We start from the raw sequence: 14,911 nt of genomic DNA, 5'->3' as shown, positions 1-14,911 counted from the left end.
CATTTTTGGTTTAATTTAACCAGTTAAATAATTTAATACAGACAATATGATTTACGGTTATATCCGCGTAAGCACAGACAAACAAACAGTAGAAAACCAACGCTACGAAATCAACCAATTCTGCGAAAGAAGTATCGTTGTGGTTGATAAGTGGCTTGAAGAAACCATTTCAGGTTCCAAAAAACTAGATGAAAGAAAACTTGGCAAACTTCTCAAAAAAATGAAAAAAGGCGACATCCTTATTTGCTCCGAACTTTCACGCCTCGGCAGAAATCTCCTGATGATTATGGGAATTCTCAACGAATGTATGAACCGCGACATCCAAGTTTGGACAATTAAAGACAATTACCGTTTGGGAAGCGATATCAATTCAAAAGTTCTCGCATTTGCTTTCGGTTTATCGGCAGAAATTGAAAGAAATCTGATTTCCCAAAGAACCAAAGAAGCCTTGGCTCGCAAAAAAGCAGAAGGCGTGATTCTCGGCAGACCAAAAGGTAGAAAATCCGCCAAAACAAAACTTACAGGTCAGGAAAAGAAAATTCAGGAACTGCTTGATAAAAAAGTTTCATACTCTGCAATCGGCAGAATTTTGAATGTTCACCGATTGACGGTTTCGGCTTTTGTGAAAGAGAAAATGAATTAAAATCATTAATTTTGGTAGATTGTAACAAAAATCAAAATGCATCTATTTACCAATTCTAAAAACATCCTTCCAGAATTAAAAGAAATTCCATTTAAACTTGAAAAGGAAATCCAAGCAATATTTGAGAAGAACATCTTTTCAATTACAGGATTTCATTTTGTGAAATCTGAATTCACAATAAAAAGTAACAGGATTGATACTTTGGCTTTTGATGAGGATAGTAATTCATTCGTGATCATCGAATATAAGAGGAATCAGAATTATAGTGTGGTTGACCAAGGTGTTTCATACCTCAATCTAATGCTGGAATACAAAGCGGAGTTTATTGTGGAATACAATGAAACACAAAAGAAAAATTTAAAACGTTCTGATGTTGATTGGTCTCAAAGCAAAATTATTTTCGTTTCTCCATCTTTTAATGATTTTCAGAAGCAATCCTCGAATTTCAAAGATTTGGCAATAGAATTATGGGAAATAAAGCAGTTTGAAAATGATGTTTTAGTCATTAATCCTGTGAAAAAATCAAAATCTGCCCCAAGTATCAAACAGGTTCAGAAAAATGATAATTCAGAAATCAGTAAGGTCATTCAGCAAACTAAAGTTTATACGGAAGATGATCATCTGCAAGGTAAACCCGATTATACTATTGAACTTTATGAAATTTTCAAAACAGCAATTCTCAATTTAGGAAATAACCTTGATATAAAGCCTAAAAAACAAGAAATTGGCTTTATTTCGAAAGGAAAAATATTTGCCGATGTTTGCATTCTTAAAAACAGTTTAAAATTTTGGATTAATCTTAAGCGCGGTCAATTGGATGACCCGAAAAAAATTTCGCGTGATGTTTCATCCGTTGGACATTGGGGATTATGAAGTTGTTGTAGATGATACACAAAATTTGGAGTATGTGATGAGTTTAATAAAACAAGCCATACAATAAACACATATCGATGGCAGAATTTCTAAATAAAAAGAAACTATTAGAGTGGGTCCCAAAACTTATTGAGACCGCTGGAAAAGAATTGGTTATCATCAGTCCTTATATACAAATTTCAGAGAAGATTTTTAAACTTTTAAAAGAATCTGAAAAAAGAGGAGTTGAAATAACCTTGATCTATAAAGAGGGTGAGCTTTCTGAAAAAGAACGAAAAAAGTTTGATGAAATTGAAAATTTGAATCTATTATATCAACCCAACTTACATAGTAAATGCATATATAATGAAAAGTATTTACTTGTAACTTCAATGAATCTCTATGATTTTCGCAGAAGCATAATCGTGAAATGGGTGTTTTGTTCAGAAGAACAGATGAAGATGACACAGGTTGGAACGACTACAGAAATTCGAGAGATGACGAAAGTATCTTCCAAGATGCTATTGAAGAAATTAAATCGATCTTGACAAGTTCGGAATTTGAGAAAGAAAGTTTTGAAACAAAAACCATTGCTTTTGAAATGGAAATCATCAAAACAAAGAGAGATTTTGTTGATGAGAAGTGTCGTAATTTGAATAAGTTTTCAAAAAATAAAAAATTTATCCCATTTCAGCACGGTGAAGAATGGTTCTGCAGATGCGACAATTTTGTGGATGGTGTAGATTTAATAATTGAAGACAATAGAGTTTCCTTAAATCTGAATTTTGATGAAGATCGAACAAATGATATTTATGAGAAACTTAAAACCAATAGGTATAATAAAGGTAGGGAAGATTTTAGAATTATAGAATGTTTTCGTCTTTATTGGACTTACCCGAAATCTTCGCCAACTTTGTATTCGTACAAGAACCACGATGTTTGGAATCATAAGTCAGGAAGCAAAGAATTCCTTGACGGCTATTTTAAAGGCTTGAATGAGTTTTTTCGAATTTTGAAACATGAAATTAAGAGAACTAAAATCTTGTATGTCTTCAAAAGAAAGTGTACTTTTTCTTAGGGAGTGTTTTTGATTTTTTAAAGGTAGATAAAAAAGTTATTTACCTAAAATTTTTAGAGCTTTAAGGGCTCAAAATTTTCCAGAATAACTTTTTTCTAGGTTTTACAACAACAATTTTTGTTTAAAATATTCATTTCTTCTTCTTAAAAGCGTCTGCTTTTTGATTTCTGCCCTCGTTTTAAGGATTTCGTCGGTTCTTCCGAAGTAAACGTCAGCTGGAGTGAGGTTTTTCAGTGATTCATGATAACGCTCGTTGTTGTAGAGGTTTACGAATTCTTCCAAAGCAGCCTCCAGTTCTTCCGGACTGTAGTAATGGTGCAGTTTCACGACGTTTTTCATCGTCCGGTGATAGCGTTCAATCTTTCCCTGGGTTTGCGGATGTGCCGGTTTTCCGTTAATCTGATTCATATCGTGATTCTCTTTCAGATAATCCTTCAGTTCTGCAGCAACGTAGCAGGAACCGTTGTCGGAAAGAAGTTTGGGCATCTGTCCTTTTCTTAATCCTGCCTTTTTCACAGCCCGGTCAATGGTGCGCTGCACATCCTCTGCCTTCATGGTTTCACAGAGTTCCCAGTGCACAATATATCGGCTAAAATCGTCGATTACGGTACTCAGGTAATACCAACCCCAACCGATGATCTTGAAGTAGGTAAAATCCGTCTGCCACATCTGGTGTACAAAGTTGGTTTGTCCTTAAACTCGTTGGCTGCCGAAATCAAAATGTGTGACGGTGCTGTAATCAGGCCTCTGTGTTTCAGAATGCGGTAAACGCTGGATTCTGAGATGAAAATTCCCTGTTCATCGGTTAAGGTATGCGCTACTTCGCGGCTGGAGAGTTCGGGATGTTCCAAAGCGGTTTCCACCACCAGATTTTTCTCCTCTTCAGGAATGCTGTTCCATTGTCTGCGCGATTTGGGAGCGTTGAAAAATCCCGCATCTCCTTTTTCCAGATACAATCTGTACCAGTTGTAAAAAGTGCTTTTGTGGATGCTCAGTTCCTGAAGTGTCCTGTTTACGCCAATCTCGCTTCTGGTAACCATGCGGATGATTTCCAGTTTCTCTTCTGCGGATAATCTCATATACTTACGGTATTTTTCCGTTATCCCAGAATTTCCAAACTTTTTTTTATGATGTCGTAACGGATAACAAGATCGGCAACCGTTTCCTTGAGTTTACGGTTTTCTTCCCGCAGAAGTGCGACTTCGTCGGAAGTGGCTTCACGGGTGGTATCTCCTGAAAGACGCTTCTTGCCGGCCTCAATAAACTCTTTGTTCCATTTGTAAAAGGTGGATTCCTGTATGGCGTATTTGCGGCAGAGCTCTGCAATGGATGTTTCTGCTCTGAGTGCTTCCATCACAACAAGGATCTTTTGCTCAGCCGTGAAAACTCTTCTGGTTTTTCTTCTGATGTATTTCAGGTAAGTCTCCGGTGTGGACTTCTTTTCTGTTCTCATAATATTCAAATTTAATTATTAAATGATTACAAAAACACTATCTTAGTTTTAGCTTAAATCAGTACACTTTTTGCTGACGATTTACACTAATTTAACTATTAATAAAAAACTAATAACCACTATGAATTTTCTATTATTTGGAGGTGAGCCTGATTCAGGTAAAACTTCAACAGTTACAAGATTAACAAACTTGTTATTATCTACACCATTTTCATTTACAATTGCTGATGGTATATTTCCTCCGGTAGGAGGAACAGATTTTTTAATCCTATTGCATAGAGTTGTAAAAGTACAAAGTCAATATGTTATAGTAAGCTCACCAAGTGATGATGCAGCAGCTATAAATAATTTAAGAGATTTTATCATTAAGCATAGTAGTGCTAAATAATCGATATTATTGTGAGTAGTGTAAGAGATATTGATTGGGAAAGAAGTTATTTTTTCACCACAATAAAAATAAATCCGACAGATGCAAATGTGTTTGAAATTCCTTTGGCACGGATTACAAGAAGACATTCTTCTGGACTTTTTGCTCCTGCAATAAATTGGTATGAAAATACAGTAGATAGACTCGTTAATTTTATAATAACAAATCCTCCTTTTAATCTGTAAATTAAGTATCATTTAATAAGAAATCAATGACTGAAATAACAATACCTAAAAATATCACTCCAAATAAAATGGAGGATTTATATAAAAAATATATAAATAACCAGGATGTGAGCAATATACATCTTAAAATTCCAGGTTCATTAAACAAATATACCTTTGGATTATTGGGAGATTTGTTGAAGTTTATTATAACGTTAAATAGTAAATCAAAAATCCAGACATTAATACTAGATGTAGATAATGAAAATCTAATCAGTTTTTATGATGAAGAGTATGCTTATCCTATAATTTCATTATTGTGGAATACATCAAATTTCACTGATAAAAATAATGTAAATATTAAAGATAGCTTAAGAGAAAAGCAAAATGAATTTTTCATAAAAATGAATTCGTTAGCTAGGATAAAGGGCAATAAGTATATTTTGACTAATACGGATCATCTTTCAAAAAACAAGGGTTTAATCAGATTACTTGAAAATCCTGATGGCTTCAATGATGATGAGGATCAAATTAAATATAGTGTCAAGAAAATTTTTAATGAGTATGTTTTGACCTTTAATAAAAGCAATAAAGTCGAGCTTGAGAACCTTATCGAAGATATTGGTGCAATAGTTTATGAGTTAACAAAAAACACTTACGAATGGGGCAAAACAGACCAAAATTTAATTGAGATTCCAGCGAGTATACGTGGAGTTTATTTTAGATTTCATATAAATAATAGTAAAAAAATATTGGAAGAGTTTGAGGAAACACCTATCCAATCTTTTTTTCAACACCCATTTATTTTAGAAAACTGTATAAATGATCAAAATCAAATTTATTATTTAGAAATTCTTGTATTTGATTCTGGAGTAGGATTTATCGATAAATTTATTCAAAAAGAAGATTTAACTGATTTAGAGGTTATTAAAAAATGTCTTATAAAAAATCAAACTTCTTCCACCTCCAACCTTAAATCGAAGAAAGGTATAGGATTAGACCGTATTTTAAACATATTAAATAAAAAAGGTTTTGTGAAAATTTCAACTGATAAGTATTGTGTTTACAGGGATTTAATAAAAGACAATTACAAACCTATTGACGTAGAAAAACTAAAGGATTTGAAGCTTGAAGATTGGAATAATGATAATTTCAAAACAGATAATATCACTAAATCGCGAGGTTCTTATATCAGTATTCTATATCCATTTAAAAGCAATAGATAATGGGGAAATTCTACATTTACAACTCAAATATTGAAGATAAAAAATATAAGAGTGCTACAATAATATTTAATCCAAATATCGAATTTGATTTTGGCGCTTTAAAAAATGAATTAACGGAACACTTTCGAGATTTCCATCAAACGAATGCTCTTGTTTTTCTTCATTGCTCTTGTTTTTCTTCAATAGATTCCCACCTGAAAGATAATCTTGATAAGATATTTAGAAGTATTCCGAAAGCAGAAGAAAATTCACTTGTAGAGAGTATTTTTTATGTTGGCTACAATAAATCAGATTTTATCTTTTCAAAGAAAGATAGCTTTCTGAGAGAAAATTTTAAGGAAATAGTTAATCAAGGATTAGCAAATATTTTTATATCAAATGGAGGCCTAGTAGAAAGTAATGGTGTTTCTCATCATTATGTTTTTCCATCAGGAAAACATTCAACCAAATTTTTAAGAACAGCAAATGTATTAGTGCAAAAAAGTGAAATTGATTTTATTGGATTAAATCTTTTGCATTTATTTAAATACGCCGAAATTAAAAATATTTATTGTGACACATTATCGATAAATGTAATTGGGTATTCTATGGGGCAATACCTGAAAAGATATGAGAATAGAGAAGATTTTAATATAGAATCTTTTAAATCTTACGATGGTATATTTAGTAAAAATACAAGATTCTATAAAGATTCTATTTTTTTAATATCTGCATCCACTTCGGGAGGTTTAGTTCATTATTTAAAAGAAAATCATCCAGAAATAGACTCAAAAAATGTTTGTGTCCTTTACTATCTACCTATAGAAAAAGCTTCAAATCTTTCTCTAGAAAGAGTGCTTTGTAATTTAGAACAGAATGAAAAATTTAGTTACGGATTAGAAATTTATAAGCAATTCAAAGCAGGCGAAAAATGTTCCTTTTGTGATAATCAATCGACTGCAATCAAGATAGTTGGTGATTCCTTCAGTTTGGACGAACCTATTATAAATAGTAGGAATATTGTTGCAAGTAAATATATATCAAAGTCCTTAAAAGATTTTGTGGAGGTATTCAAATATAATGAGGAAACAGGTACTTCTTTAAAAGTTTCTTTTAGTGAAGATACTATTAACAGAAAAAAATACAACTTGTATATTGATTACGAGAATATTATTAAAAATATTGAAAATAAGCAATATGAAAATCATAAAAATAAGATAGATGCATTTGTTAATCAATATGTACCAGCATCATTAAAATATATTATTCATTTAAACGATAAGGGTTCAGAGTTATTAGCAAAGTATATCTTAGAAAAGACAAAATGCTTTTCTAAGAATTCTATTGAAGTTATAAATCACTCGGAACTAGCTGATAAAAAGATTCTTGAAGACGAATCTGGCTCCATTTTGATTGTGGCCTCTTGTATCACAAATGGAAAAAACTTACTTTATTTAAGTAGGTTTTTCAGAAACTACAACAATATCCGGCTTATCTACTTTGTTGGAATCAATAGAATTAGTGATTCTGACAAGCATAAAGAGCTTAAAAGTAATATTAAATATGGGTTGTATGGAGCCGAAAATAGTTCATTTGTCGAAATAGAAACTATTAATTGTGATAATTCTAATTTCCAAACACCTTGGGAAATCGAGTTAGACCATTTGAGAGAAATTCAAGAAGGTTTGAATGAACCATCCAGTTTTATAAAAGAAAGAATAACAACAATAACTAACTTTTCAAATAAGGAATTCAAAGGGGGCTCACAAAAAATCTTTTATCCTGACATTTTAGGAAATGAGTTGAAAATCCGAAAAAATTCAGCTTTCTTTAATAGTAATGATTATTTTGGAAATGTATCTCAGTCGGATGTCTATTTTACTATTTCTTGTGTTTTAAATAATATGAGAAATAATAGAGTTGACGGACTTTATCAAACTAATTTTGTGAAAAATTTACTTGATCCATTTATTTTTAATCGTTTCAATGACGGTATTATTCAAGCAGCAATTCTTCGAGCTGCAAAAAATGATGAACTAAATTATTCATTTAGTCGCAAGAATTCTGAAGATATGTTGATGCTTTTAAAGACTTTTGCGAAACATAATGACGAATATCAAGGAGAAGCATTATTGGAGTTTCTACATGCTATGTCTATAGGTAAATTACGTTTGTTTAAAGAACACTACCTTCCTTTGATAGATGAACTTAGTAAAATTGAAAATGAACACATTCAGATTTTGCGTAAGATAATTTTCAAAGTTTATGAGAAGAGTTTATAGGATTAGTATAATTTCATTAGAATTAAAAGACTAGTCATTCTACTATTTTCTAATGTTTTCATACCTACCTACCAAACAGTAGATAAGACGCAAAGCCTATTTTTTTAAATTTATTTCAGTACTTGACTACACTATGTTAAGAAAGGGAATAGTTTTATTAATGAGGAAGTGAGAGTTTTAGTGTTAGTTGATTTTATAACTTTGTTTAATATAAACCTATTAATAATTATTGATGTATTTATCTAATATAAAATTGTAGAATTTTAGGAAATTCGGTTCGGAGAATGAAATAGATCTTGGAAATCCAAATTTGGATTTAAAATTTACCAAAGGTTTAAATGTAGTTATAGGCGAAAATGATTCGGGTAAAACAGCTATTATTGATGCTATAAAACTTGTTCTTAAAACCCATAGCTATGATTATATCAGAGTTGAAGACAGAGACTTTTATAATGAAGCAAGTCGTTTCAGAATAGAATTGATTTTCGACGACTTAACACCTAACGAAGCCAAAAACTTCACAGAATGGTTAGGTTGGACAGGCACAGCCGAAGAAGCTAAACCATTTTTGAAACTTAATTATGATGTACAACGCCGAGCTGAAAAAATAATAGCTGTTGACATAAAGGCTGGTGCTGATGAAGACGGTTATCAGCTCACAGCAGTGTGTAAGCTCCCCATTTTCAGTACACATCAAAAGTAGAATTTTTTCTTGATATTTTACTGCTGTTGTTGTCGGATGTGGAAAAGCGGGCAGGAAAAGTGCTTGCCTTCTCCATCCTGGTGGACAGATTATCCTTGTAACTGATGGGGTAGGATATTATCAGGAAAAAGGGCAACAAAAAAAGATTTTACACAAGGGCGATGTTATCAAATGTCCGGCAAATGTCGAGCATTGGCACGGTGCCAGTAAGGATTCTTATTTTGTTCAGGTTGCAATCACTGATAATAAGAATGGTTCTGTAGTATGGTTACAATCTGTCACAGAAGAAGAGTATCATAAATAATGTAGATGGAGAAGATTTTTAAGCTATAATTATTAACCAATCAAAAATAAATTTGGTAACTATCTAATTAATTTTACCAGATTTTATTTTGAGTAAGTCAAAATATAATTCGGCAGTTTACTTTTATTAATTAGAATATTAAATATTTTGTCTAAACGGTAAGACTTCTAAACATAGTTCGATAATGGTTTTTAAGAAGTTCTTCATTCAAATGATATTTTCCAAAATTTAAATATGAAAAAAAGTCTTCGTTAATAAAATCGGTGAAAGCTTTAGGATAGTAATCCTCAATATTGATTTTTTTAACAAAATCTGATTCTGTACTAAAGTCAATACTTCTATTAAAGTGATTTTGATTTCCATAATACCATTCTATTCGTAACGAACCATTGATAATGCTCCCTGCAAAACCAATATCATTACTTTCTCCAACATAGATTGTTGATCCAAATGCTATATTACTCCGGTATTTATCACGAGGATTTATTTTAAGTTGTTCAGTAAATTCTTTTGTAATCTCGTTGAGAAAAATTCTGACATAAAAATTAGGAACATTTTCTTTACCCAATATAAATAATCGAAGCTGAGAAATATCCACTTGATCGACAAAATTGCTAGTCATTATTTTACATCCTGCGTGCTTTGCAAAATAACGATGTATGTCAATTTTTGAAGATTTCCAATTACTCGGAAAAATCTCGTTATAATTGATATGTCCTGTTTGCTCAATCATATTGTTGATTTTGTCTATATTCTCAAAAAATATAGTGTAGGCATCATCAGCATTTCTCGTCTTGTTGTTATTACAATCAATACAAATGATTTTTGGGAATTTAATCAGTTTATCTTTTGGAGAATTAAAAGGGTATAGCTTTTCTCCGTCATAATAAACAGCGTCAAAAGATTTACCAAATTGGCGTCTTATATCAGATGCCTTAAATTTATGTTCCTCCGAATTTGCTTCGTTAATTTGACAGATCCAACATTTCATATTTTACAAGTGTTACTAATTATTATTTCTTATTTTCTCTAAAACATCTTTTATATGTTGAGGGTATTGACCGGTAAAGTACTCATATATCAGAGGATTTTTTGAGAAAAAATGACTTGTGAGATCTACAAAAGTTTCAGTTGAAATTTGACCATTAATTTTAAATAATTTTTTTGATCTCGATTTAATTTGAGAGTATTCCTTTTTATTGTAGTTGAGATCTAAATCTCTTCTTTGATAATACTCTTGTTCTGTGTAGAAATGGAATGCACCATCAAAGTGTCTGAAAGTATTTGTATTCATATCAAATTCTGCATGAACAAAGCGAACTGGGAAGTATAATTCTTCAGCAATTGTCAAATTAATACTTTCTGTTTTAAATTCCTCTGCCTGAAAAGTTTTAATATTTTGTGATGAAGACCACTTAACGTCTACGGAATAAGTACCTCCGAATAATGAAGATATATCAAAATCGTCAAAATCATAAGAAGGTCTCAGTTTAACTACTTGATCGGAAATTTTCCCAACATCTTGATTAAAAGTTGCACCATACCAAGTATCAAGTTCTAATAGGGAAGAATCTTGTATATCTATTTTTAAATTATCAACATCCAATCTAATTTTTATTTCATCATAATCCGCAGGATCCATTCTCCAAAATTTTTCAATAAATCTTGGTTGAAAACCATTATGGGGAGAGTATGCTCGTCTAAATAAATAGTCAGCCATAATTATGTAATTGTCAGCAAAAAAATATCCATCACTAAAGACGTGTTTTTTAAATTTTGAATTGAGATATTTGTAATCTAATAAACCATCTTTGTCAGGTATAATATCTTCGTTAAATTTTAAGAATAAATTTTTTGAGTTAACGGTTATTCCTGATACCTGACTACACTTAAATTCGTGCTCAGTCAAATCAATATTCTTTGATTGTGCAAAGTTGATAAATGCAGATATAATATTTTGATTTTCTTTCAATATCGCCGTGGCTTCTTCTTCAAGATGCTTAAAATAATTCTTTTTAAAATCGGACATTTCACTCACCGTAAATCAGATGTTTAATTGTTTTTTCTCTTGTTAAGATATTCAAAGTACCAATATTTGTTTTTATTTTTCCGATCACATATAAAACCATTAAAATCAAAAGGAAAGAAGAAGTTTTCACACCGCATCGTTAGATAATTGAAATATTTGGATGTAGTTACCAAATATTATTTATTTGATACTCTATCCAGTTTAATTCTATGAAAGGAATAGAGTTGATTTTTATTAAAATATAATTTTACTTCGAATAGATAGTCACTTGATTTACTTCTAATTTATCTATGATAACTTTAGATTAAAATTTTGAATATTTACTATAATGTATAAAGTGTATTTAGATTGAATTTTTCAATTTAAGGAATATTTAATCTTCCCAAATAATACTTAGTGCACAATTTTCATACACTATACAATGTTCATAAAAAATTCTTCTGGAATCTTCAGATTTTACACCTTCAAAGCAATCTATAGCAAAAATTTCTTCTGGATTTTCAATTGAAGTTTTTACATTATTAAAATAATCAGCCATAGCTAAACCTTCAGGAACTTTTTTATCATTAAGTAAGTTCCAGAAAGGGAAGCCCTGACTGTTTTTTTGCCATTTCACAAATCCATTCTCAGCATAAACTATTTTGATAGGATGGTTTCCTATTTCTGCAAATCTGAGTGCACATGAAGTTTTACTAACATTATATTCCTTGCTTAACTCATCAATTACTTTAAAACTAAATTTTTTTCTCTTCCATAAATCTCGTTGAAAAGATTCTTCCGGCATTAAGAGACAAGCCGCAAAATAATCTGCTTCTCTTTCAATTTTATCGAATTGAACCTTGTCAATTTTCGAGGGATGAGGTTCTAAAATTCCCAGTTTTAGCCCAACGCGATGTGTGTCTATAAAATAGTGTCCAAGTTCGTGAGCTAGTGTAAATCTAGAACGTGGAGAATTAAACCTATTATGATTATCTATATTAATATGAATATAAAATTCATTATCATCATATACAGTCATTCCATCAAAAGTCCCTTTGTCATAATGGTCATAAAACACCTCAATGTCCTCAGATTCTGCAATAAGATGTAATGGAATTATTTTTTCAGTATTGAAATTTCCACTAATGGACCCAGCAATCTTTTTAATTTTTGATAAGGAACTGCTATCAATCACCTTTCTTCTTTTTCTGATTCTCTTTCATTTTGTCAAAGACGCTTTGAGAAATATTGCTTTGCCCTTTTCTGGCGACCATTTTCAAACTTTCTATTTCATGACTTAGGTTTGTGTCAATTGATATAATTTTTGATTCTTTTTCAACGCAAAAAGAACCATCAATAATTGATTTGACATTAATACCTGTGTTTTTCAACTTAAAATCATAATCTTCATAAAGTTTATTAAACCTCTCTATCTGAGTTTTAGTCTGAGGAAATAAAAAACCTGTTGAGTGTAACCAATCATCAAGGTTAGTCTCTGTAACCTTTCCTATATATTTTTTATCTATTCCCATTGAAAGCTTTTAGATAGTTATTAATGTGATCGTTAGCTTCTTTTTTATAAACCTGAATTGAATTTTGAACTAAATTCAATCTGTCTCTCAATTTTTTACCCACCGACCTTGGTATATTTTTTTTTCCGGTATTTTCGTAAGCTTTATATGTAAGATACACAATCTTATGTTTTTCAGATAAACCTAGAATAGCTCTCTCAATGATTTCTAATCTAATTTTCAGCTCTCTTTTCTTTTGTATATCGTCGTCTCCTACTGTTAAAGAAATTAGATCATCAATATTCTCTACAATTGATAAATCGTCTTCATCAGGTTCCGCACAGGTATTTAGATCTCCATATTTTACCAATTGAGTATATACTATTGGATAAAGCCATAACAAAATCGACCGATCAATATCATCCGGATACTTGGCTTTACTTTTATTAAAAGAATGATATTTCCAAACGCGGGCAAAAGCACAAGTTGCTATTTCAAGTGCAACAACCTCACTGTAATTAAATTTATTACAATATATTTCTGCTTTTTGCAAAATATCTCTTTCAAACCTACTACAAAACTCAGTAAACGCTGCAGCAGCTTCTTCAGGATATTCTTCTTTAAAAGAAATATAATCTATAAGCTCATCACTGGGTAATGTCTCAAAAACTATTTCATCGGTTTTTTTTTGTTCTACATTCATCTATATACCAAAAAGCATTACTAATGGAATTAGTATATGAGTGGATAGGCTCATATACTTCAAAGTTAAAAAAATCTTTCTAATGGAATTAGTATATGTTTGAAGTTTGTTCAATGGTCAATTCTTTTATGGCCTAGAATGTTAAAGGAAAAAATGCATACTAATTATGGCAACTAACAAACCGGCTGGAGACGGTCACAGAAACGGAGCAGTTAAGGGGCGTTCCCAAACCTACAATCCACAAACAGATTCTTGGGTGAAACGCGATACTGCTACAGGTAGATTTATGGATGTAAAAACTTCTAGTAACACTCCCTTCAAAGGAGTTACCAAGGAAAAGTAACTCCATTTAAGCTCCAGGTATCCTAAAAATGATACTTGGAGTTTACCAATTTTTAATATCATTATATAAATGAGAAAGAGGTGTAGTTCTTTAAAAGATTATAATATGCTTACGGATTCCGTAATATATTTTTGAAAAATAAAATTACATTTGGCTCTATTTATATTAAAATCAGACTTTTATGACAGTTTGTCATTACTACTATTGTAGGAGAAAAGTTTGATGTAATAAATTTAATAAACAAAAAAATGAAATTATCAGACAAAGATTTACAGTTTTTTATTAGTAAAATCAAACTGCAGCCTGAAAACATGGGCAAGTATAGAGATCAGGTAAACAACCTAAAAGAAAAATTAGATAAAAAAATTGCTGAAGATGACAGACACGGATTAAAGGTTGAGAAATATCTTCTTGCTGGTTCGTGGAAAAAGCATACGATTTTGAAGCCTACAGGAGACCATCCCATAGATATTGATCTTGTGCTTTTTGTTACTGGTGATGAAGATATCCATAATGATATTGGGAAGCTTTTTGATTTTATTGTAGAATATTTGAAAGAAATTTATCCACAAAAAGACATTTCTAAAGATGTGGATGCTGCTGGAAATACAAAGTCGGTAACCATTTATTTTTCAGGCTCAGGATTAAGTGTTGATATTGTTCCTGTAGTCCCATTAAGCACACCAAAGGATTATGTATGGCAACCCAGCAGACACGGAAATGGTAAAAAGTATATTACCAGTATTTCCAAGCAGTTAAGTTTTTCACTTAACAGAAGACAGGAAAATTCTGCTTACACTTCAATTGTAAGAGCTATAAAATGGTGGAGAAATTACAAAGAATTAAAACCTTCTGATAATGAACCAGGATTATCTTCTTTTACGATTGAATTGATTGTTGCCTATCTTGACATAAATAAAGGAATCCAAACAAATATCGAAGAAGGAATCATTCGGTTTTTTGAATTTGTAAGTTCAACTGAATTTCCCGAAATTACTTTTCAAGATTCCATTCGTAGTGTTCCGTCGCAATACGATTCAGCTATTTATGTAGCAGACAACACTAATAAGGAAAACAATGTTGCAAAGAGAATGACCAAACCAAGATGGAACGAAATTATTGAAGAGGCTGAAGAGGCATTTGATACTTTGAACTTTGCTCAAGCAAGAAATAATGAAGGAGATACTATACAAGAATGGAAAAGCGTCTTCGGCCCAACCTTTAACATTAAATAA

General features: G+C 31.2%; 14 protein-coding genes and 3 pseudogenes. 11 read left to right on the top strand and 6 right to left on the bottom strand.

Going from position 1 to position 14,911, the window contains the following annotated elements; genetic code table 11:
• The first annotated feature begins 46 nt into the window (after positions 1–46).
• The 4 genes from OK344_RS11055 to OK344_RS11040 all read left to right on the top strand — a co-directional run bounded on the left by OK344_RS11055 (position 47) and on the right by OK344_RS11040 (position 2,573).
• Entirely contained in the window at positions 47–643 is a 597-nt protein-coding gene (locus OK344_RS11055; RefSeq protein ID WP_265144835.1) for a master DNA invertase Mpi family serine-type recombinase, read from the top strand.
• A 36-nt stretch (positions 644–679) separates the two neighbouring features.
• Complete coding sequence (locus tag OK344_RS11050) at positions 680–1,516, top strand: endonuclease NucS domain-containing protein (RefSeq protein ID WP_306400506.1); 837 nt, start codon at positions 680–682, stop codon at positions 1,514–1,516.
• 77 nt (positions 1,517–1,593) lie between these two features.
• Entirely contained in the window at positions 1,594–2,043 is a 450-nt protein-coding gene (locus tag OK344_RS11045) for a phospholipase D-like domain-containing protein (protein WP_265144834.1), read from the top strand.
• On the top strand, positions 1,935–2,573 hold the full coding sequence (locus OK344_RS11040) for a hypothetical protein (protein ID WP_265144832.1): 639 nt from the start codon (positions 1,935–1,937) through the stop codon (positions 2,571–2,573). Before OK344_RS11045 ends, OK344_RS11040 begins: the two co-directional genes overlap by 109 nt.
• Before the next feature lie 102 nt (positions 2,574–2,675).
• Here OK344_RS11040 and OK344_RS11035 read toward each other — a convergent pair.
• A pseudogene (locus tag OK344_RS11035) lies at positions 2,676–4,026 on the bottom strand (IS3 family transposase).
• 121 nt (positions 4,027–4,147) lie between these two features.
• Between OK344_RS11035 and OK344_RS11030 the strand changes: the two are divergent.
• The 5 genes and pseudogenes from OK344_RS11030 to OK344_RS11010 form a co-directional block, all read left to right on the top strand.
• Positions 4,148–4,414: a hypothetical protein gene (locus OK344_RS11030; protein ID WP_265144831.1), complete on the top strand. Its 267-nt coding sequence runs from the start codon at positions 4,148–4,150 to the stop codon at positions 4,412–4,414.
• A gap of 250 nt (positions 4,415–4,664) precedes the next feature.
• Positions 4,665–5,843 carry a hypothetical protein gene (locus tag OK344_RS11025; RefSeq protein ID WP_265144829.1) on the top strand — a complete coding sequence of 393 codons (1,179 nt, stop codon included), beginning with the start codon at positions 4,665–4,667 and terminating at the stop codon, positions 5,841–5,843.
• Complete coding sequence (locus tag OK344_RS11020) at positions 5,843–8,104, top strand: hypothetical protein (RefSeq protein WP_265144828.1); 2,262 nt, start codon at positions 5,843–5,845, stop codon at positions 8,102–8,104. Before OK344_RS11025 ends, OK344_RS11020 begins: the two co-directional genes overlap by 1 nt.
• Positions 8,105–8,375: 271 nt before the next feature.
• Positions 8,376–8,807 (top strand): annotated as a pseudogene (locus OK344_RS11015) (AAA family ATPase); the annotation flags it as partial.
• Between the two features lie 64 nt (positions 8,808–8,871).
• Positions 8,872–9,111 (top strand): annotated as a pseudogene (locus tag OK344_RS11010) (cupin domain-containing protein); the annotation flags it as partial.
• Between the two features lie 151 nt (positions 9,112–9,262).
• Here OK344_RS11010 and OK344_RS11005 read toward each other — a convergent pair.
• The 5 genes from OK344_RS11005 to OK344_RS10985 form a co-directional block, all read right to left on the bottom strand.
• Positions 9,263–10,102 (bottom strand): hypothetical protein, encoded by an 840-nt coding sequence (locus tag OK344_RS11005; RefSeq protein ID WP_265144827.1) that lies wholly within the window; start codon positions 10,100–10,102, stop codon positions 9,263–9,265.
• Between the two features lie 15 nt (positions 10,103–10,117).
• On the bottom strand, positions 10,118–11,149 hold the full coding sequence (locus tag OK344_RS11000) for a hypothetical protein (RefSeq protein WP_265144826.1): 1,032 nt from the start codon (positions 11,147–11,149) through the stop codon (positions 10,118–10,120).
• Positions 11,150–11,513: 364 nt separating this feature from the next.
• Positions 11,514–12,314: an ImmA/IrrE family metallo-endopeptidase gene (locus OK344_RS10995; protein WP_122027994.1), complete on the bottom strand. Its 801-nt coding sequence runs from the start codon at positions 12,312–12,314 to the stop codon at positions 11,514–11,516.
• Complete coding sequence (locus tag OK344_RS10990) at positions 12,307–12,651, bottom strand: hypothetical protein (protein WP_122027993.1); 345 nt, start codon at positions 12,649–12,651, stop codon at positions 12,307–12,309. The genes OK344_RS10995 and OK344_RS10990 overlap by 8 nt, the downstream gene beginning before the upstream one ends.
• Positions 12,638–13,333 carry an RNA polymerase subunit sigma gene (locus OK344_RS10985; protein ID WP_122027992.1) on the bottom strand — a complete coding sequence of 232 codons (696 nt, stop codon included), beginning with the start codon at positions 13,331–13,333 and terminating at the stop codon, positions 12,638–12,640. Before OK344_RS10985 ends, OK344_RS10990 begins: the two co-directional genes overlap by 14 nt.
• 166 nt (positions 13,334–13,499) lie before the next feature.
• Here OK344_RS10985 and OK344_RS10980 point away from each other — a divergent pair, with 166 nt between their 5' ends.
• Complete coding sequence (locus tag OK344_RS10980) at positions 13,500–13,676, top strand: hypothetical protein (RefSeq protein WP_162989998.1); 177 nt, start codon at positions 13,500–13,502, stop codon at positions 13,674–13,676.
• Positions 13,677–13,924: 248 nt separating this feature from the next.
• The gene (locus OK344_RS10975) at positions 13,925–14,911 is read left to right on the top strand and encodes a CBASS oligonucleotide cyclase (RefSeq protein WP_265144825.1); all 987 of its coding nucleotides are present in this window, start codon (positions 13,925–13,927) and stop codon (positions 14,909–14,911) included.

Origin of the sequence: Kaistella yananensis, assembly GCF_026107505.2 — a bacterium.
GTDB classification, from domain to species: Bacteria; Bacteroidota; Bacteroidia; order Flavobacteriales; family Weeksellaceae; genus Kaistella; species Kaistella yananensis.
Note: the sequence above shows the minus strand (reverse complement) of the source record. Positions and strands in the feature narration are given on the sequence as shown.